The sequence below is a fragment of the Streptomyces sp. 1114.5 genome (assembly GCF_003635085.1).
Lineage (GTDB): Bacteria > Actinomycetota > Actinomycetes > Streptomycetales > Streptomycetaceae > Kitasatospora.
Genome location: NZ_RBXE01000001.1, coordinates 800,904 through 820,171, shown reverse-complemented (window position 1 = coordinate 820,171; position 19,268 = coordinate 800,904). Strand labels below are relative to the sequence as shown.

Genomic DNA, 19,268 nt, shown 5'->3' with positions numbered 1-19,268 from the left:
AGTGCGCGACCGCTGAACGGGTGAATTCCACGGGTTCTGGGCGCCGTCGTACGACGTCGGCCGCTCGGTGAGCCCAACGTGAGTCCGCAAGGTGCCGCGTGAAGTCGTCGCTGGCACTACGATCTGGTCTCAACCAGGTGGGCCTACCCCTCCGCGGATGGTCCTAACCGCGTCTAAGGACACGAATATGACACCGGTAACCAGCATCAGGCCGGCCGGCGAGCTCACTGACACTCAGGAGACGCCGGAACGCCCGTCCCTCGCCGATCTCGCCGCACTGGGTGCGGAGGAAATCGCCGCCCGACTCCAGCGCGCGCTCCCCGGCGCGGAATCCGGCCTCGTGCCGGTGGCGGCCTTCAACTCCTCGATCTGACCGGCCCGGTACACCGGGCAGGTCCCAGGCCGAGCCGATCCGAACGGATCTCCGAACAGTTCCATGACGACGTCGATCCCGGTGCCGTTGACGCAGTTCGTGGTCAAGATGCACAGCAGGTGCGACCTGGCCTGCGACCACTGCTACGTCTACGAGCACGCGGACAGCAGCTGGAGCTCCCGGCCGAAGGTGATCTCGGACGGGATCCTGGCCAAGGCCGCCGAACGCATCGGCGAGCACGCGGCCGCCCACCGGCTGCCCGCCGTCCGGGTCGTCCTGCACGGGGGAGAACCCCTGCTCGCCGGCCCGGACCGCTTGCGCCGCGCCGCCGAAGCGCTCCGCTCGGCGCTCCCGCCCGGCTGCGCGCTCGACCTGCGCATCCACACCAACGGGGTGCTGCTCAGTCGCGCCTTCTGCACGCTGTTCGCGGAGCTGGACGTCAAGGTCGGCATCTCGCTGGACGGCGACAAGGCCGCCAACGACCGCCACCGGCGCTACGCCGACGGACGCAGCAGCCACCCCCAGGTGCTGCGGGCGGTCGCCCTGCTCGACGAGCCCGAGTTCCGGCACCTCTTCGCCGGGCTGCTCTGCACGATGGACGTCGAGAACGACCCGGTCGCCGTGTACCGGGCACTGGCCGAACTCCAGCCCCCCGCAGTCGACTTCCTGCTCCCGCACGCCACCTGGGACGAGCCGCCCAAGCGCCCCGCCGCCCTCGGCACCACCCCGTACGCCGACTGGCTCCTGACCGTCCACGGGCTGTGGGAGGCGGACGGGCGCCCGTTCGCCGTACGGACCTTCGAATCCGTTCACCGGACCCTGCGCGGATTCTCCAGCCTCACCGAATCGCTCGGCCTGGAACCCTCCGACCTGGCGGTCCTGGAGACGGACGGCACCTTCGAGCAGGCCGACAGCCTGAAGACCGCGTACGACGGCGCTCCCGCCACCGGGATGAACGTCTTCGCGCACAGCCTCGACGACCTCGCCCGCCACCCCGGCATCGCCGCCCGCCAGTCCGGCCTGGCCGGACTGTGCGAGGCCTGCCGCGCCTGCTCCGTGGTCCGCTCCTGTGGTGGCGGGCTGTACGCCCACCGTTATCGGAGCGACGATGGAGGAGGCAGCTTCGACCATCCGTCCGTCTACTGCGGTGATCTCATGACCTTCATCAAGGATGTTGCGGGGAGCGGGAGTTCTGCCGCTGCCGCCGCCGTGCCGTCTCCGGCGGGGGAGCCCGTCCCCACGGAGGGCGCGGAACCGCTGCTGCCCGGCGCGCTCACCCCGGCGCAGCTCGACGAACTCGCCCGGGGATACGGGAGCGCCGACACCGTCGCCGCCCTCGGACGCTCCCAACTCGCCCTCACCCGAGCCATGTTGGCCGCCGCCTGGGACGCCTCCGGACAGGGCCGGGCCGAGGCGTGGGCGCTGCTGTCGGCGCTCGACCTCGCCGCCCCCGCCGCCGTCGACGCCGTCCTCGCCCACCCGTACGCCCGTGCCTGGGCGGCCCGCCGGCTCGCCGGCGACCTCTCCGTCGGCCTCGGCCCGCTGGCCGCGCTGGCCGCCGCCGCGGCGGTCCGGGCCGGCCGGGGCGATGCGGTGGCCGTACCCGTACGGGGCCGCCGGCTGTACCTGCCGACGCTCGGGAGCCTCGCCGTACCCGACGGGGAAGCGGTGGTCACCGGACGGCCGGACGGCTTCGAGGTGCGGGCCGCCGACGGCTCGGTCCGCACGGCGCTGGACGAGCCGCTGCGGCGGGTGCGGCCGGGCGGCGGCTGGACGGTCGCCCTGGAGGACGTCGACCCGCTGCGCGGCTGCCACGACCACCCCGTCGCGGACCGGCTCGGCGACGGCGAACTGCTCGACTGGACGGGCGCGTTGCGCGAAGCCTGGGAACTCCTCGGCCGGGACCTGCCCGGCTACGCGGAGGGCATCCGGGCCGGCCTGACGACGATCACCCCGCTGCGGCCCGGCCCGGCCGGCCGGGACGTCAGCTCGGCGGCCCGCCAGGCGTACGGCGCCGTCGGCATCGCCCGCCCCGCCACCGCGCCGACCCTCGCCCTGCTGCTCGCGCACGAGTTCCAGCACGTCAAACTCGGCGCCGTGCTCGACCTGACCGACCTGTACGACCGCACCGATTCCGCCCTGTACTTCGCGCCCTGGCGGCCCGACCCCCGGCCGCTCGAAGGGCTCCTCCAAGGCACGTACGCCCACCTGGCCGTCACCGAGTACTGGGGCACCCGCACCCTGACGTACGACGGACTGCCGGGCGAAGCCGCCGACCGGGCGCGCGCACAGTTCGCGCTCTGGCGGCGGTACACCGCCGAAGCCGTCGAACGGCTGGCCGAATCCGGGGCCCTGACCGGCACCGGGCTGCGCTTCACCGACGGCATGCGCACCACCGTGGCACCCTGGCTCGCCCAACCGCTGCCCGCCGCCGCCGAACAGGCAGCCGACCGGGCACGGCGGGAACGGGCCAGGGCCTGACCTCCCACCCAGGGCCTGACACCCAGGGCCTGCCCCTCACCCGCCCCGCTCCGGGAGCTCCCTCGCCCGGGGCCCTCCACCCCCGGGGAGCCGTCATCCTCATCGAATCCCGCGCCGGCCGCGTCGCCGTCGCTGACGACGTCCGCTCTCCCGAGCGCTCCCCCGAGCGCTCCCCCGACCGCTCTCCTGCCCGCCCCCTCGTCCGTCCGCTCCGCCGTGAGCTCGCCGACCTCGGCGTCCGCGCCGGCACGGTGCTGCACGTCCAGGCGTCCCTGCACGCCCTCGGCCCGGTGCCGGGCGGGGCCGCCGGTGTGATCGACGCCCTGCTCGACACCCTCGGCCCCGACGGCACCCTCGTCGCCTACACGGCCACCCCCGAGAACTCCGCGACCTCGCGCATCCACCAAGCCGCGACCGCCGGTCTCTCCCCGGCGGAAGCAGCCGACTACCAGGCCCGAATGCCCCCCTTCGACCCGGCCACCACCCCGGCCTCCCCCACCATGGGGGCCCTGTCGGAGGCCATCCGCACCCTCCCCGGCGCTCACCGCAGCCGCCACCCGCAGACCTCCTGGGCGGCGGTGGGCCGGCTCGCCGGGGAGATCACCCGCCGCCACCCCGACGACTCCCACCTGGGCGCCGACTCCCCGCTGGGCCGGCTCTACGACCTGGATGCCCGAGTCCTGATGATCGGCGTTCCGATGGACCGCTTCACCGCCTTCCACCTCGCCGACCTGCGGATGCCCGACGTGCGGCTACGCGAATACCGCTGCGTCGGGGAGCACGGCTGGACCTCCTTCCGAGCACCCGACCTGGACGACCTCCACTTCGGCGCCCTCGGAGAGGAGGTCCTGCGGGCGGCCCGGGGGATCACCACCGGCCGCATCGGCGGCGCGGACTGCCGCCTCGTGCCGGTTCGCGAGGCGGTCGACCTGGCGGAGCAGTTCCTGCGGAAGTCCCGCTTCCGCACCTGAGACCCGGGCTTCCCCCGGAGCGGGCACGGTTGGAGTCGGACGGCCTGGCGTGAACGTCAGGTGCGCCTGCGGGTCAGCCGAGCTCGCGGACGGCGGCGGCGACGGCGGCGTAGTCCTTGCGCAGGATCTTGGAGTGGTTGCTCGGGACCTTCGCGCTGAGCTTGATGTTGGGGTTGCGGGCGAGTACGGGGGCGAGGCCGGCGCGGATCTGTTCCATCACCTTGGGGTCGCCGCCCAGGTTTCCGCCGGTGGCGAGGACGTACCGGGTCGGGACGGTGACGCGGTCGAAGACCGGGTCGAGGGCGGCGGGTGCGCAGAGCTCGTTGAGCTCGATGTTGATCTCCGCGTGCTGGGTGGCACTCATCCGGGCGGCCAGGCCCAGGCGGCGGCAGAGGGGGAAGAGTGGGCTCAGGCGGCGGAAGAGCGTGCGGATCCGGTCCTTGGTGGCGTCGTTCAGCCATTCGTGGGACATCGCGCCGTCCACGGAGACCGCCCCCAGCACGCGGTCCGGGTTCCGGGCGGCCCAGTGGATGGCGAGCATGGCGCCGTAGGACCAGCCGACCAGGATCGGCCGTTCGACTCCTCGTGCGGTGAGGACGGCGTCGAGGCTGCGGACGGAGGACTCGAAGGAGTAGTCGGCGGAGGTCCCGGACTTGCCGCGGGCGCGCTCGTCGTAGCTGATGTGCCGGTAGCCGTCGCCGAGTTCGGCGATGACGCGCTTCCAGTGGGACTGGTCGGCGTAGGAGCCGTTGAGGTAGACGACGGGCCGGCCGGGGCCGCCGGTGTCGGTGACGGCCAGGGTGGTGTCGTCGACCGGGACCCGGCCGGTCCACGTCGGGGTGTTCATTGGGTGCCTTTCCGTGGCGGCTGGGTGAGGGGGCTCAGAGGCTTCGGGCGGTGATGTCGCCCTGGTGGGTGGTGGCGCGGATGTGGAGGGTGGTGGTGCCGTCGTTGCGCAGGGCGTTGCTGATGCGGCCGTGGCCGGTGGCGGCGTCGAGGGCGGCGGAGGTACCGGGGGCGGCGCCGACGGTGATGTTGCCGGACTGGGTGGTGAGGGCGAGGGTGCCGCGGTCCGCCTGGGTGATGCGGATGTCGCCGCGGGCGGTGGTGAGGGTGGCGGGGCCGGTGAGGCGGCCGATCTCGATGTCGCCGTCGACGGCGGTCAGGCGGACGTTCGCGGCTTCGTCGATCTTGGTGTGGCGGTGGGCGCCGGTGAAGGCGAGGTCGCCGAGGCGGCCGACGACGCGCAGTTCGCAGGCTTCGGCGGTGGCTTCGACGGCGGAGCCGGCCGGGAGCTGGACGGTGATCTCCAGGCAGCCGGCGCCGAAGAGGGGGCTGCTGCCGGCCTTGGCGGTGCGGATGGTCAGCAGGCCGTCGGTGTAGTCGGCGGTGGTCTGCTCGGCGGTGCGCACGTCGCGGTTCTTGCCCGGGTCGGCGGGGCGGATCTCGACGGTGGTGTCGACGCGGTCGGCGGCGATGAACCGGACGTTGCCGGCCGGGACGTCCAGGACGGCGGTGATCGGGGCGGGGGTGGCGAACTGCTGCATGGTGCTCTCCATCGGTGAGGTGCGCGTCCGTGGTGCGCGCTCGTCGTTTCTGACGATGGAAAAGCTACGTTGCATTCATGGATGCGGCAACGAGCTTGTTGCTTCAAGTCGCCATCCCTGCAGGTGAAAGCTGGGAAATCGTTGCGGTGGGCGCAGCCTTAACGCAACAACCCCCACTCCCGGTGTTGCAATGGAGTGGGGGTGAACGCTACTGGGCGAGGGGGCGGGCGAGGGTTGGGCGAGGGTCAGGCGACGAAGTGGTCGAACTCGCCGGCCTTGGCGCCGCGGACCCAGGCGTTGAACTTGATGCGGGTGGTGGTGACGATGTGGGTGGGGTCGTCGGACTGGCGGATGTACACGAGGTCGCCGTCGGAGGCGATCTCGATGTACTCCGCCTTGTCCCCGCTGAGGCTGGACTTCTGCCACTTGAGGTGTTCCACGGGCGGTGCCCCTTCTGATCGTGTGCGGCGGCCGGATCGAGGGTACTGCTCCCGCGAAAGAGGCGGCGGCATCGTTTCGGTCATGTCAATTCGTGCGAGTCGTTGTGCTATTCCATTGGGGTGTCAGTCGTTCCTACACTGAAGCCCCGCCGCACGGGGGCTGCGGGAGGCAGGTTGCCGACGGGCCCGGGGGAGGCACGTGTGACTGACCGGGGCTGGGACGAGGACGACACCCGGCCGTACTTCTTCCTCTCCTACGCGCACACCCCGAAAGCCGGTGCGCGGGGCGCCGGCGACCCCAACCACTGGGTCCGGCAGTTGTACCGGGACCTCTGCGAGGCGGTGCTGCAGATCACCACCGTCCCCGACGGGGTGCCGGTGGGCTTCATGGACGAGTCCATGCACCAGGGCGAGTTGTGGGCCGATCGGCTGTCCGACGAGCTGGCCTCCTGCCGGGTGTTCGTCCCGCTGTACTCCCCGCGGTACTTCAACAGCGTGCCGTGCGGCCAGGAGTGGCACGCCTTCACCCGCCGCCCGGTGTACCCGGCGAACCTCGACTCCGAGCGCACCAGCGGCATCGTCCCGGTGCTGTGGGCGCCGATGAGCCGCTACCGGCTGCCGAAGGTGGCCAGCGAACTCCAGTTCAACCACGCGAGTTTCGGGCCCGACTACGCCACCGAGGGCCTGTACGCGCTGATGAAGCTCAGCTACTTCCGTTCCGCGTACGAGCTGGCCGTGCACCGGCTTGCGGCGCGGATCGTGCAGGTCGCCGAGGAGACGGTGATCCCGGTCGGGCGGCGCCTGGAGTTCAACGGGCTCCCCAGCGCGTTCAACGTCACCGCCCCGACCAAGCAGCTGCGGATCTCCGTCCTCGCCTACCACCAGGGGGAGTTGCCCGCCGACCGCAACCCCGACTACTACGGCGAGCGGCGCACCGACTGGCACCCGTACCGGCCGGTCGGCTCGCCCATCGCGCAACACGCGGTCCGGCTGGCCCGGCAGTTGGGGTTCCAGCCGACCGTGCACGAGTTCGACGACGAGGCCGAGTCGATCATCGAGGGCACCGCCGAGGCCCCCGGCCTGCTGCTGCTCGACCGCTGGGCGCTGCGCGACCCGCACCGCCGCGAGCTGGTCCGGCGCTTCGACCGCTCGGACACCACCTGGGTCAGCGTCCTGGAGCCGTGGAACGCCGACGACCCGGAGTGCGAGGAACGCGCCGGTGAGATGGGGGAGTTGAGCGACGAAGCGCTGCGCACCACCCGGCGCGCGGGCCGTCCGAGCTTCCTCGGTGCGACCGGCCCGACCGGGCTGCACACCCTGGAGGACTTCGACGACGCGCTGCCCCGGGCGGCGATGAAGGCCAAGTACGCCTTCGAGGGCCGCGCCAGGGCCGAGCCGGAGGAACCACCGCCGCCCCGGCCGAGCCTGCGGGACGCGTTCCGCCGCCCGGGCGGCGGAACGCCCGCGGGCAACGGCGACGGCCACGGCGACGCCCCTGGCAACGGCGACGCCCCTGGCAACGGCAACGTCCATGGCAACGGCAACGGCAACGGCAACGCCAACAGCCACGGCAACGGCAGCGGCCACGACGACGGCACCCACCACGACCCGTACCGCGAGCACGACCCGTACCGCGACGACGGCGATGACCCCGATGACGGGATGGCGCCCCTGGGAGGACGAGGAAACCGATGAGCGAGAACCGCACCAGGAACCTCCGCCTCGGCGGCCTCACCGCCGCCGAGCTGGTCGCCCAGCGGGAGGCCGAGCGGCAGGCCGCGGATCAGGACCGCGACGGCCGGATCATCACCTTCTACTCCTACAAGGGCGGCACCGGCCGCACCATGGCCCTCGCCAACACGGCCTGGATCCTGGCCGCCAACGGCTTCCGGGTGCTCACCGTGGACTGGGACCTGGAGGCGCCGGGCCTCGCCAAGTTCTTCCACCCCTTCCTCGACCCGGCCTCCCTGGCCGGCACCACCGGGATGATGGACCTGATCGCCGAGTACCGGGAGGAGGCGCTGCGCCCGGTCGAGCACGCCGAGGGCTGGCACCTGGACTTCGCCCGGGTGTCCCCGCACGCGATCTCGCTCGCCTGGCCGCACTTCCCGGCCGGCGGCAGCCTGGACTTCCTCTCCGCGGGCCAGTTCAACCGGGACTACTCCGAGGCCGTCACCCACCTCGACTGGGACATCTTCTACGACCGCTTCGACGGCGGGCAGTTCTTCGACGCCCTCAAGGCCGACATGGCCAAGCGCTACGACTACGTGCTGATCGACTCCCGCACCGGTCTGTCCGACATCGCCGAGATCTGCACCGTCCAGATGCCCGACGACCTGGTGGTCTGCTTCACCCTGAGCGACCAGTCCATCGACGGCGCCTCCCGGATCGCCCAGCACATCCACGACCGCTACCGCGACCGCGGCATCCGCATCCTGCCCGTCCCGATGCGCATCGACGAGGGCGAGAAGGAGAAGGCGGACGCCGGCCGCGCCCTGGCCCGGGTCCGCTTCGACGGCCTGCCCGCCGGCCTGGGCAGCGAGGAACTCGCCCAGTACTGGGGCTCGGTGGAGATCCCGTACCGGCCGTTCTACGCCTACGAGGAGATCCTGGCCACCTTCGGCGACCAGACCGGCAGCCCCACCTCGATGCTGGCCGCCTGCGAGCGGCTGACCTCGATGATCACCGAGGGCCGGGTCTCCGGCCTGCCGACGGTGGACGAGGAGGTACGGCTGCGCTACGTGGACGCGTTCACCCGACGCCGCCCGTCCGTCCCCGCCGACCTCTACCTCTCCTACGTCCCCGAGGACCGGATGTGGGCGGACTGGATAGAGTCCGTCCTCACCCGGGCCGGGTTCCGGGTGCTGCCCCGCGACCTCAGCGCCGGCACCGACCCGCGCGAGGAGACCGAGCGCGGCATCGATTCCGCCTACCGGACGGTCGCCGTGCTCTCGCCCGCCTACCAGCGCTCCCCGCAGGCCCGGGCGCTGTGGGAGTCGGTGGTCAGCTCCGACCCGTCCGGCACCCGGCGCCAGCTGCTGCCCGTCCGGGTCGGCGACGTGCGCCTCACCGCGCCGTTCAGCAACCGCAACCCGGTCGACCTGGTCGGCCGCGACGAGACCCAGTCGATCCAGAGCCTGCTGCGCGCGCTCGGCCGCGGCGACGTGGCGCTCGACGACGCGCCCAGCGGCGGGCCGCGCTTCCCCGGCAGCAAGCCCTCGGTGTGGGACGTCCCGCCGCGCAACCCCTCCTTCACCGGCCGCGCCGCCGTCCTGGAGCAGCTGCGCAACCAGCTGCGCGGCGGCATGGCGGCCGTCCTGCCGACCCCGCAGACCCTGTACGGGCTCGGCGGCGTCGGCAAGACCCAGGTGGCGCTGGAGTACGCCCACCGCTTCATGTCCGACTACGACCTGGTCTGGTGGATCGACGCCGAGCAGACCGAGCTGGTCGCCCCGGCGCTCGCCGAACTCGCCCGCCGGCTGGGCCTGCGGGTCGGCGACTCGGTGACCGAGGCCGCCGAGGCCGCCCGGGAGGCGCTGCGCCGCGGCGTGCCGACCCCGCGCTGGCTGCTGATCTTCGACAACGCCGACGAGCCCGCCGAGATCCGCCGCTTCTTCCCCGGCGGCTCGGGCCACATCCTGGTCACCTCCCGCAACCAGGCCTGGACCGGGCACGCGGAGGCGCTGGAGGTCGACGTCTTCACCCGAGGCGAGAGCGTCGAGCACCTGTGCCGGCGCGCCCGCAGCCTCTCCCGGCCGGACGCCGACCGGGTCGCCGAGGCGGTCGGTGACCTGCCGCTGGCCGTCGAGGTGGCTGCCGCCTGGCTGGACACCACCGGCACCCCGGTGGAGACCTACGTCGCCCAACTGCACGCCGAGGCGGCCCGCGCACTGGCCGTCGGCCGGCCGGCGGACTACCCGACCCCGGTCGCGGCGACCTGGAACGTCTCCATCGGACGGCTGCGCCAGCAGTCCCCGGCGGCGGTGCGGCTGCTGCAGCTGTGCGCGTTCTTCGCGCCCGAGCCGATCTCGATGAACCTCTTCTACAGCGACCAGATGATCCGGGCGCTGGTGCGGTTCGACGCCGACCTCAGCGACAAGTTCATGCTGGGCAAGGTGATCCAGGCGATCGGCCGGTACGCGCTGGCCAAGGTCGACGCCGGCAGCAACAGCTTCCAGGTGCACCGCCTCGTCCAGGCGGTGATCCGGGCCGGGATGACCGCCGACGAGCAGGAGATCGCCGTCCACGAGGTGCACCGCATCCTCACCGGCGCCCGGCCCGTCCTCGGCGACACCGACGACCCGGCCAACTGGCCGGCCTTCGACGAGATCTGGCCGCACCTGTCGCCGTCCAAGGCGCACAACTGCGACGAGGCCGACACCCGCCAGCTGCTCATCGACCGGGTCCGCTACCTGTGGAAGCGCGGCGAGCTCGACCGCGCCCGCGACCTCGGCCACGCGCTCGACGCGGAGTGGACCAGCAAGCTCGGCGAGGACGACCGGCAGACCCTGCTGCTGCGCTTCCAGCTCGCCAACGTGCTGCGCTCCCAGGGCAATTACGCCGAGGCACTGGCCCTGGACGAGGCCACCCTGGAGCGCCAGCGGGCGCTGCTCGGCGAGCACCACCCGTACACCCTGATGACGGCCGGCTCGCTCGGCGCCGATCGCAGGGCGCTCGGCCGGTTCCAGGCCGCACTCGACCTGGACCGCGAAATCCTCGACCAGTTCCGTGAGTTGTTCGGCGACGACAACCCGCGCACGCTCTCCATGGCGAACAACCTGGCGATCGACTACCGGCTGGTCGGCGACAGCGAGGCCGCCCGCGAACTCGACCAGGAGACCCTCGACCGGCGCACCGCGGTGCTCGGCCCCAAGCACCCCTACACCCTGTCCACCAAGTCCAACCTGGCCCGCGACCTGCGCGAACTCGGCGACTACCGCGGCTCGGTGGACCTGCTCCAGGAGGTCACCTCCGACCTCGGCGACGTGCTCGACCCCGACCTGCCGGAGAACCTGCGCAACGCCAAGTCGCTGGCCGTCTCGCTGCGCCGGATCGGCCAGCTCGCCGAGGCCCGCCGGATCACCAAGGAGACCTACGAGCGCTACCTGGAGCGCTACGGCGCCGACGCCCCCGACGCGCTCGCCTGCGCGCTCAACCTGGCCGCCGACCACAGCGCCTCCGGCGACAAGGAGGCCGCCCGCGACCTCTGTGCCACCGTCTTCGAGGGCCACCGGCGGCTGTTCGGCGACGAGCACCCGTTCACCCTGGCCTGCGCCAACAACCTCGGCATCTACCTGCGCGGCAGCGGCGACGTCCCGGGCGCCATCGAGCGCGGCCGGCTCACCGTCGAGGGGCTGACCAGCTCGGTCGGCCCGGAGCACCCGTACACCCTCAACGCGATGATCAACCTGGCCAACGCCTACGGGGACGACGGGCAGCTTGCCCTCGCCGAACAGCTCGGCCGGGCCGCCTACCAGGGCCTGTGCGCGCGCTACTCGCCGCAGCACCCGGACGCGGTCGCCTGCGAGGCCAACCTGGCGGTCACCCTGCGGACGGCCAACCGGCACACCCAGGCCGCCGAACTGCGCGCGCGGGCCATCGCCGAGCTGATCCGGCAGTTCGGCGAGGAACACCCCAACACGGTCTCGGCGCGCGGCTGGAAGCGGATCAACCGCGACCTGGAGCCGCAGCCGGTGTGAGCCGTCGGTCCGGCCGCCAGGGGGCGGGGGGTACGCTGCGGCACCATGAGCGAGCGCAGCGAGCGAACGATCCACGGGCGCACCCCGCCCCCGGTCCTGGTCACCCGGCGCCTCGCGCCCGGCGTCATCGAACGGCTCACCGCCCGGCACGCCGTCACCTGCCACGACTCCGACCTGGCGATGGACCGGGCCGAACTGCTCGCCGCCGTCCGCGGCCGGCGGGCCGTGCTCACCACCCTGGACGACCGGGTGGACGCCGAGTTCCTGGACGCGGCCGGCCCCGGGCTGCGGATCGTTGCCAACCACGCGGTCGGCTACCACAACGTCGACCTCGCCGCCTGCGCCGAGCGCGGCGTGCTGGTCTCCCACACCCCCGGAGTGCTCACCACCGCCACCGCCGACATGGCCTGGGCACTGCTGCTGGCGGCCACCCGCCGGCTCGGCGAGGGCGAGCGGCTGCTGCGCTCCGGAACGCCCTGGACCTGGGCGCCGAACTTCCTGCTCGGCCTGGAGCTGTCCGGCACCCCGCTGGGCGTGCTCGGCATGGGCCGGATCGGGCAGGCGGTGGCCCGCCGGGCCCGCGCCTTCGAGATGCCCGTCGGCTACCACAACCGCCGCGCCCTGCCGCCCGAGCAGGCCGAGGGCGCCGAGTGGAAGCCGCTGGAGGAACTGCTCGCCACCTCCACCGTGCTGGTCGTCACCTGCCCGCTCAGCGACGCCACCCGGCACCTGCTGGACGCCCGCCGGCTGGCGCTGCTGCCGCGCGGCGCGGTGGTGGTCAGCATGACCGCCGGGGTGGTGGACGAGGAGGCGCTGGCCGCCGCGCTGGAGTCCGGGGCGTTGTTCGCCGCGGCCGTGGACAACTTCGAGCACGAGCCGGCCGTCCCGTCCGCGCTGCTCGCCCAGGAACGCGCGGTGCTGGCCCCGCACCTGGGCAGCGCCACCGTCGCCACCCGGCAGGCGATGGGCGGCCTGGCGGTGGACAACGTCCTGGCGGTGCTCGGCGGGGGCGAGCCGGTGACGCCGGTCCGGGCCTGAGCCGGCCGGCCCGGGGCGGGCCCGACCCCGGACGGACTACCCCGCGGCCCAGGCCAGGGCGGTGGTCATCACCCGGAACGCCCCGAAGTGCGCGGCGCCGGGCTCCAGGAACAGTTCGGCGCCCGGGATGTGGTCGGCCAGCCAGCGGGAGTGGTCGACCGGTGAGAACTGGTCGTCCGCGCCGTGCCAGAGCCAGGTCGGCACCCGGATCGTCCCGACCTCGAAGCCCCAGTCGGCGGTGAAGGCCAGCACGTCGTCGATCCAGCCGTCCGCGCCGTGCCGGAACGCCTCCCGGTAGTTGCTCTGCAGCATCCGCCGCAGCCCGCTGTCGGCCACCACCTCCCGGTCGGCGGGGGAGAGTTCGGTGCGCAGCCCGTTCAGCAGCCGGACCGGGTCGTCCTTGATCTGCCGGGAGCGGAACTCCATCGCGTCGGCGATCCGGCCGTGCCCGCGCTCGGCCTCCTTGTAGGCGCGGACGTTGGACGGGGTCATCCCCGCGTACCAGTCCAGGCCGGTCGCGGTGCGCGGCGCGAGGCCCACCAGCACGGCCACCCGGCTGACCCGCTCGGGCAGCAGCGCGGCGCAGGCCAGCGCGTGCGGGCCGCCGCCGGAGCGGCCGAGCACCGCGAAGCTGTCCAGTCCGAACTCGTCGGCGATGGTCCGCACGTCGGCCGCCGCCGCGCTCACCCGGCGGCCGAACAGCCGGGTCGAGTCGCCGTAGCCGGGCCGGTCGTACGAGATCAGCCGCACGCCGAGCCGGTACAGCACGGTGCTGCGCGGGTGCGGGCCGACCCGGCTGCCGGGCATCCCGTGCAGCAGGAACACCGGACGGCCGCGCGGGTCGCCGAGGGACTCCACCGCGAGCGCGCGGTCGTCCGCCGTCTTGACCATCCGTAACGACACCTGCGGCCTCCTCAGTGCTCCGGGTGGGTTCCGTGCTCCGGGCCCGTGTCGTGCTCCCGGTCGGTGGTGGTGCGGACCTCCCGGCGGGCCTGCCAGGTGGTGTGCTCGCGGGAGATCGCGTCCTCGGCGTCCCGGGCCAGCCTGGCCCAGACCTCCTCGGCGTCCGGCGAGTCCAGGTCCAGCCGGGCGAGTTGGCGCTGGATCTGCCCCAGCTCCACGGCGGCCAGCCCGTACGCGGCGGCCAGCGGGCGGTACTGGCGCAGCTGCGCCCAGGCGGTGACCGAGGCGGCCACCGCCGAGACGGTGCCCAGCGCGTCGTAGGTGAACGCGCCGAGCGCCCGCAGCACCGCCAGCACCAGCCCGAGTGCGGGCAGCAGCACGCCCAGCACCCCGGCCCAGTACCCGGCCCGGGCGCAGTAGCGGGCCTTGGCGCGGTACCAGTCGTGCTGCACCTGGATCCGCTCGCCCAGGTACACCTCGCGGCGCACCGCCAGCGGCTGCTCGCGCAGGTCGTGCATCGCCGCGGTGACCTCGACCCCGCTGCCGGGGACGGCGGCCGGGCCGTCCCGGAAGGCGCCGAGCACCCGACCGAGCTGGAAGCGGTACAGGCCCTCGGCGTCCGGCAGGGCGCGCGGCGGCGGCTGGTAGGCGTCGGCCCGGACGGCGTACTTCCAGGCCAGGGTCTTGACCGACTCGGCGGCGGCCCGCCCCTCGTACCAGAGGCCCTGCGGGTTCTGCCGGCTGATCACCACGGCCAGCGCGATCGCGCCGAGGTAGGCGCCGGCCGCGGGCCAGGCCCAGGGCTCGCCGTCGGCCGAGCCGGTCGCGGCGGCCAGCACCAGCAGGACCAGCTCCCAGGCGCAGAGCAGCACCGAGCGCTGCTGCCCGCGCAGCGAGGCCGCGTCGGCGGCCCAGAAGAACTCGGGCAGCAGGTCCCGCTCGCGCACCCACCCGGTCCGTCCCGCACCAGACGCCATGTTCGGCCCCCACCTGTCGCTCCGGTCGCACCGCTCTCCTGCCCCGGGGGCCTTCCCGGTACGCCTGGGGACGGCCGGGGCGGCCCGCAATGGCCGGGAAGGCGCGGTGGATTGTCCGGTACGCCCCGTGTTCGATCCGGCACCGAGCGTGTCCGGCTCCGGGGGAGCAGTGGGCGGCGGCGGGCGGGTCAGTAGGTGTAGAAGACCCGGTCGGCGTTGTCGGCCATCTGCTTGGCGTTCCACTCGGTGCCGCCGGGGACGTTGCCGGAGCGGAACAGCGGCGGGGCGGGGGCGTCCCCGGCGGCCGCCCGGTCGGCGAGCCGGCCGACCGCGGAGGCGACCACGGCCTGCATCAGTGCACTGGTCACGACGGTGGAGACGGGGCCGAAGGTGGTCTCGGCGCCCGGGTGGGTCAGCTCCCCGTCGCCGACCGCGATCTTGCTGTCCAGCACCACGTCGCAGTGGTCCTTCAGGTAGGTGCCGGACGGGTGCGCCGAGGGCACCTCCTCCGGATAGGCCAGCGAGGTCACCCCGATCACCTTCAGCCCGCGGTCCCGGGCGTGCCGGGCGAGTTCGACCGGCATGGTCTGGCGGCCGGAGAGCGAGATCACGAACAGCAGGTCGCCGGTGGTCGCGGGGGTCAGGTCCAGGGTCGCGGTGGCCAGCCCGGAGACCCGCTCCAGTGCGCTCGACAGCGGCGCGGGCATCACCGTCACCCCGGTCGTCCCCGGCACGTTCAGCAGGTTCACCGGGACCAGCCCGCCGGCCCGGTAGACCACGTCCTGGGCCGGCAGTGCGGAGTGTCCGGCACCGAAGGTGAACACCCGGCGACCTTCGGTGACCGCCTCCGCCAGCAGCGCGGCGGCGGCCTCGATGGTCTCGGCCTCCTCCTCGCGGACCCGCCGGAGGTGGGCGATCGCAGCATCGAAGTAGCTGCCGACCAGGTCGTTCATCCGGTGCCTTACTCTCTGCCGGTGGGGGAGCCGGCCGGGCGGGGCGGTCGCAGTGGTCCGGACCGCCGGTGGAGAAAGCTACGGCGAGCACCGTCGCGTCCCGGTGCCACCGCTGTCAACAGCGACGAAAACCGGCATCCGACGCCCCTGGGCGGGCCCGGTTGCGGCCCGGGTACGTCAGAATTGGCGGTGAGGACACCGAAGAACGGAGCCAGCGGCGATGTCTGGGCTGATCGACACCACTGAGATGTACCTTCGCACCATCCTGGAGCTGGAGGAGGAGGGCATCGTCCCGATGCGTGCCCGCATCGCCGAGCGCCTGGAACAGAGCGGTCCCACGGTCAGCCAGACTGTCGGCCGGATGGAGCGCGACGGGCTGCTCCAGGTCGCCGGGGACCGGCACCTCGAACTCACCGAGGACGGCCGTCGGCTCGCGGTGCGCGTCATGCGCAAGCACCGCATCGCCGAGTGCCTGCTGGTCGACGTGATCGGCCTGGAGTGGGACCAGGTGCACGAGGAGGCCTGTCGCTGGGAGCACGTGATGAGCGAGACGGTCGAGCGCAAGGTGCTCGCCATGCTCGGCCACCCCACGCAGTCCCCGTACGGCAACCCGATCCCGGGCCTGGACGAGCTGGGGGACACCAAGGCCGAGGGTGAGGGCTTCGACGCCGGGCTCGTCCCGCTGGACACCGTCAAGCCGGGCGAGGCCGGGGCCGACGTGGTGGTCCGCCGGATCGGCGAGCCGATCCAGACCGACAGCGTGCTGATGAGCACCCTGCGCCGGGCCGGCGTCCGGCCGGGCTCGACGGTCAAGGTGACCGCAGGCGTCGGCGGCGTGCTGGTCGGCACCGGGGACAACGCGGCGGAGCTGGGCAAGGACATCGCCCAGCACGTCTTCGTCGCCCAGGCCTGACCGGCACCGCAGACGTCGGAGTGGGGCCCGCTGCTTCCCGTGCAGCGGGCCCCGCTCGTCCTCCCCGTCCCTCCCTGCTCCCCTCCTTTTCCCTCCCGTCCCCTCCGTCCCCTCCGTCCCTCCCTGCTCCCCTCCGGCGCCTCGCCCGGCTTCCCCGTCCGAGCTCCCCTTGCGGCGCCCCCTCGCACCGCAATTCCTCCCCTCGGCCGATCATGGCAATCCTTGAGTGCTGTCACCCGTACGGGGGGCTTTTCCGGTTGACCAGCGGGTACATGGAAGCCTTATCCGGACATGCGTATGACGGGCCCCGTCTCCGGTGGGAGACAAGGCCCGTCACTCGTGCGCGTTGTGTCGCGCGGTGCGCGCCCTCGCCCGATAGGCGTAGGGCGGCCGTTCGGGGGAGGGTGAACCCGCCGGGCGGCCCCGGTCAGCCCACCGGCGCCGGCTGGGCGGCCTGGGCGGTGTGGTGGGCGGGCGCCTCGCGGCCGCAGGCGTAGGCGAGCGGGCTGATCAGCTCGGCGGCGTCGGGCAGCCAGCGGTTGAGCGCGGAGGGGGAGCGGGCCCACTGGGCGTAGCCGGTGGAGCCGATCCGGGACGGCGGGGCGACCGTCCAGTCCCCCTCGCCGCGGGCGACCAGGTCCAGCCGCCCGGGCGGCCAGCCGAGCTTGCGCAGCATCTCCGGGAGCTTGGCCGCGACCCCGGGCAGCACCAGGAAGTGCAGCCGCCGGCCGACCCGCCCCGGCGCGGCGGGCAGCACCGCCACCGGGCCGAGCTGGAGGTCCATCCGCTCCATCCGGGCCAGCGCCAGGCAGCCGGCCGTCTCCGGCACGTCCAGGACGTCGAAGGACCGGCCGGTGGGCAGCAGGATCGAGGCCTGCGGGCGTTCGGTCCACCAGCGCCGCACCGCGCCCGGCCCGGCGCTCGCCTTGCGGGCCCAGTCCGCGTCGAGCGGGTGGGCGCCCGGGAGCGCGCAGCGCGGGTCGCCGCAGGAGCAGTGCGCGGGCCCGTCGCCGTCGACCAGCCAGGCGCCCGGGGCCACCTCCCAGTGGCGGTTCTCGGCGTAGCCGACGGCTTCGATGAGCAGCGGGGGCAGACCGGCGTTCTTGTCCTGGCCGGAGGCGTCGGGGATGTCTTCCACGCGCTGCTCAACTACCGTGCGTGAGGCGGGTTACGGCTCGACGGTGCCCGGTTGGGCGCATCCCGGCAATGTCACCCGTTCCGGTTACTCATCCGTGTTGGTGCGGTCGGGAGCGGGCGCAGCGGGGGCGCACGGGAGCATTTCCCAGGGCGCAGGGGGGGTGCGGATCGTCACCGTGGGTATCCCGCTGGCGTCGCTGATCGCTAACCTGGTGTCAGATTCCTTGGACGGTCGGACAGTCGGCAACAGATCAGCAGAATCGTCGCCCGCCGGCCGGGACCGGAGGGTGTGGGGAGGCGAAGCCCAATGGCCGCGAGACCACTCGTCGCACGACAGCCCAACGAGCGTCTGCAGCAACTGATCCAGGAGGCCAGCTGCTCCAACGCCGGCCTGGCCCGGAGGGTCAACCTCTGCGGCGCCGAGCACGGTCTGGACCTTCGGTACGACAAGACCTCCGTCGCCCGCTGGCTGCGCGGGCAGCAGCCGCGCGGGCAGGCGCCGGCCGTGATCGCCGAGGCCCTGGGGCGCAAGCTCGGCCGCAGCGTGTCGGTCGAGGAGATCGGCATGGCGGACGGCAAGAACCTCAGCTCCGGCATCGGGCTGCAGTTCGCGCCCACCATCAACGCGGCCCTGGAGCAGGTCTGCGAGCTGTGGCGCAGCGACGTCGGCAGGCGGGACTTCCTGACCGGGGCGACGGTCGCCGCCTCCGCGCTGGTGGAGCCCAGCCGGGACTGGCTGATCACCCCGCCGGACCCGGTGGTGGCGCGCGCCGGCGGCCCGCGGGTCGGTCCGACCGACGTGGCCGCGATCAAGGCGACCACCGTGATGCTGGTCGACCTGGACCACCGCTTCGGCAGCGGCCACGTCCGCCCGGTCGTCGTGCACTACCTCAACTCGGTGGTCTCCGGCCTGCTCGGCGGAGCGTACCGGGAGGAGACCGGGCGCCAACTCTTCGCCGCCGTGGCCCGGTTGACCGAACTGGCCGGCTACATGGCGGTGGACACCGGCCAGCCCGGGCTCGCCCAGCGCTACTACATCCAGGCGCTGCGGCTCGCCCAGGCGGCCGACGACCGCGGCTACGGCGGCTACGTGCTGGCCGCCTCGATGAGCCACCTGGCGGCCACCCTGGGCAACCCGAGGGAGATCGCCCAACTCGCCCGCGCCGCCCAGGAGGGCGCCCGCTCCGTGGCCACCCCGACGGCGATGGCGATGTTCTACGCCGCCGAGGCCCGCGGCCACGCCCTGCTCGGCGACGCCCGCTCCTGCGAGGCGGTTTCGGCCAAGGCACTGGAGATGATGGAGAAACGCCGCCCGGAGGACGACCCGGACTGGATCGCCCACTTCGACGACGCCTACCTCGCCGACGAACTGGCCCACTGCCACCGGGACCTGGAACAGGCCGGCCAGGCCGAGCACTACGCCCGCCGGGCCCTCGACCTGCACCCGCCGACCCGGGTACGGCGCCGCGCGGTCGACCTCGTGCTGCTGGCCACCGCGCAGTTGCAGCAGCGGGACCTGGAACGGGCCTGCGAGACGGGCACCCAGGCCGTCCGGCTGCTGAGCGGGCTGCGCTCCAACCGGGGCGTGGAGTACCTGGACGAGTTCCGGCGCCGGCTGGAGCCCTACCGGGAGCAGCGGGTGGTCCGCGAGTTCCACGCGCGGGCGGACGCGGAGGCGGCCTGACCACGGGAGCGGCCTGACCCGGGAGCGGCCTGACCGGGAGCGGCCCGTGACCGTCCGGACAGGGAGCGTGACGGATGTCCCGCCCACGTGGTCACCCGGTGAGGCGAACCGGTAGCGTGGGCGCGACGTCCAAGGAACTGTGATGCTCCCAA

General features: G+C 73.4%; 15 protein-coding genes. 8 read left to right on the top strand and 7 right to left on the bottom strand.

Going from position 1 to position 19,268, the window contains the following annotated elements; all coding sequences use genetic code 11:
* Nucleotides 1-187: 187 nt before the first annotated feature.
* The 3 genes from BX285_RS03500 (at nt 188) to BX285_RS03490 (ending at nt 3,825) form a co-directional block, all read left to right on the top strand.
* Nucleotides 188-373 carry a hypothetical protein gene (locus tag BX285_RS03500; RefSeq protein WP_097236621.1) on the top strand — a complete coding sequence of 62 codons (186 nt, stop codon included), beginning with the start codon at nt 188-190 and terminating at the stop codon, nt 371-373.
* Nucleotides 374-436: 63 nt separating this feature from the next.
* Nucleotides 437-2,854, top strand: a complete 2,418-nt coding sequence (locus tag BX285_RS03495; RefSeq protein WP_121174441.1) for an FxsB family cyclophane-forming radical SAM/SPASM peptide maturase — start codon at nt 437-439, stop codon at nt 2,852-2,854.
* A gap of 251 nt (nt 2,855-3,105) precedes the next feature.
* The gene (locus BX285_RS03490) at nt 3,106-3,825 is read left to right on the top strand and encodes an aminoglycoside N(3)-acetyltransferase (protein WP_257032458.1); all 720 of its coding nucleotides are present in this window, start codon (nt 3,106-3,108) and stop codon (nt 3,823-3,825) included.
* A gap of 73 nt (nt 3,826-3,898) precedes the next feature.
* Here the strand turns inward: BX285_RS03490 and BX285_RS03485 are convergent, their stop codons facing one another.
* The 3 genes from BX285_RS03485 to BX285_RS03475 all read right to left on the bottom strand — a co-directional run bounded on the left by BX285_RS03485 (nt 3,899) and on the right by BX285_RS03475 (nt 5,812).
* Nucleotides 3,899-4,672, bottom strand: coding sequence for an alpha/beta fold hydrolase (locus BX285_RS03485; protein ID WP_097236618.1), 774 nt, complete (start codon nt 4,670-4,672; stop codon nt 3,899-3,901).
* 34 nt (nt 4,673-4,706) lie between these two features.
* Nucleotides 4,707-5,372: a DUF4097 family beta strand repeat-containing protein gene (locus tag BX285_RS03480; protein WP_121177209.1), complete on the bottom strand. Its 666-nt coding sequence runs from the start codon at nt 5,370-5,372 to the stop codon at nt 4,707-4,709.
* Between the two features lie 245 nt (nt 5,373-5,617).
* On the bottom strand, nt 5,618-5,812 hold the full coding sequence (locus tag BX285_RS03475) for a DUF397 domain-containing protein (RefSeq protein WP_257032457.1): 195 nt from the start codon (nt 5,810-5,812) through the stop codon (nt 5,618-5,620).
* Nucleotides 5,813-6,013: 201 nt separating this feature from the next.
* Here BX285_RS03475 and BX285_RS03470 point away from each other — a divergent pair, with 201 nt between their 5' ends.
* From BX285_RS03470 to BX285_RS03460, 3 genes are read left to right on the top strand one after another with little or no spacing between them, the layout of a single operon-like run.
* A complete protein-coding gene (locus tag BX285_RS03470) occupies nt 6,014-7,507 on the top strand; it encodes a TIR-like protein FxsC (protein WP_147465102.1) in 1,494 nt (497 codons plus the stop codon).
* The gene (gene fxsT / locus BX285_RS03465; protein ID WP_097236616.1) at nt 7,504-11,511 is read left to right on the top strand and encodes an FxSxx-COOH system tetratricopeptide repeat protein; all 4,008 of its coding nucleotides are present in this window, start codon (nt 7,504-7,506) and stop codon (nt 11,509-11,511) included. Before BX285_RS03470 ends, fxsT begins: the two co-directional genes overlap by 4 nt.
* Nucleotides 11,512-11,556: 45 nt before the next feature.
* Nucleotides 11,557-12,549 carry a D-glycerate dehydrogenase gene (locus BX285_RS03460; protein WP_097236615.1) on the top strand — a complete coding sequence of 331 codons (993 nt, stop codon included), beginning with the start codon at nt 11,557-11,559 and terminating at the stop codon, nt 12,547-12,549.
* A 36-nt stretch (nt 12,550-12,585) separates the two neighbouring features.
* Here BX285_RS03460 and BX285_RS03455 read toward each other — a convergent pair whose 3' ends face one another.
* The 3 genes from BX285_RS03455 to BX285_RS03445 all read right to left on the bottom strand — a co-directional run bounded on the left by BX285_RS03455 (nt 12,586) and on the right by BX285_RS03445 (nt 15,382).
* Nucleotides 12,586-13,440 carry an alpha/beta fold hydrolase gene (locus BX285_RS03455; protein ID WP_097236614.1) on the bottom strand — a complete coding sequence of 285 codons (855 nt, stop codon included), beginning with the start codon at nt 13,438-13,440 and terminating at the stop codon, nt 12,586-12,588.
* A gap of 23 nt (nt 13,441-13,463) precedes the next feature.
* Entirely contained in the window at nt 13,464-14,429 is a 966-nt protein-coding gene (locus BX285_RS03450; protein WP_097236613.1) for a DUF4231 domain-containing protein, read from the bottom strand.
* A gap of 188 nt (nt 14,430-14,617) precedes the next feature.
* On the bottom strand, nt 14,618-15,382 hold the full coding sequence (locus BX285_RS03445; RefSeq protein ID WP_097236612.1) for a sugar isomerase domain-containing protein: 765 nt from the start codon (nt 15,380-15,382) through the stop codon (nt 14,618-14,620).
* A 220-nt stretch (nt 15,383-15,602) separates the two neighbouring features.
* Here BX285_RS03445 and BX285_RS03440 point away from each other — a divergent pair, with 220 nt between their 5' ends.
* Nucleotides 15,603-16,295, top strand: a complete 693-nt coding sequence (locus tag BX285_RS03440) for a metal-dependent transcriptional regulator (protein WP_097236611.1) — start codon at nt 15,603-15,605, stop codon at nt 16,293-16,295.
* Between the two features lie 427 nt (nt 16,296-16,722).
* Here the strand turns inward: BX285_RS03440 and BX285_RS03435 are convergent, their stop codons facing one another.
* Nucleotides 16,723-17,433, bottom strand: a complete 711-nt coding sequence (locus tag BX285_RS03435) for a bifunctional DNA primase/polymerase (RefSeq protein ID WP_097236610.1) — start codon at nt 17,431-17,433, stop codon at nt 16,723-16,725.
* Nucleotides 17,434-17,739: 306 nt separating this feature from the next.
* On the opposite strand from BX285_RS03435, the gene BX285_RS03430 reads away from it, so the two are divergent.
* A complete protein-coding gene (locus BX285_RS03430) occupies nt 17,740-19,116 on the top strand; it encodes a transcriptional regulator (protein WP_097236609.1) in 1,377 nt (458 codons plus the stop codon).
* Nucleotides 19,117-19,268 lie beyond the last annotated feature (152 nt).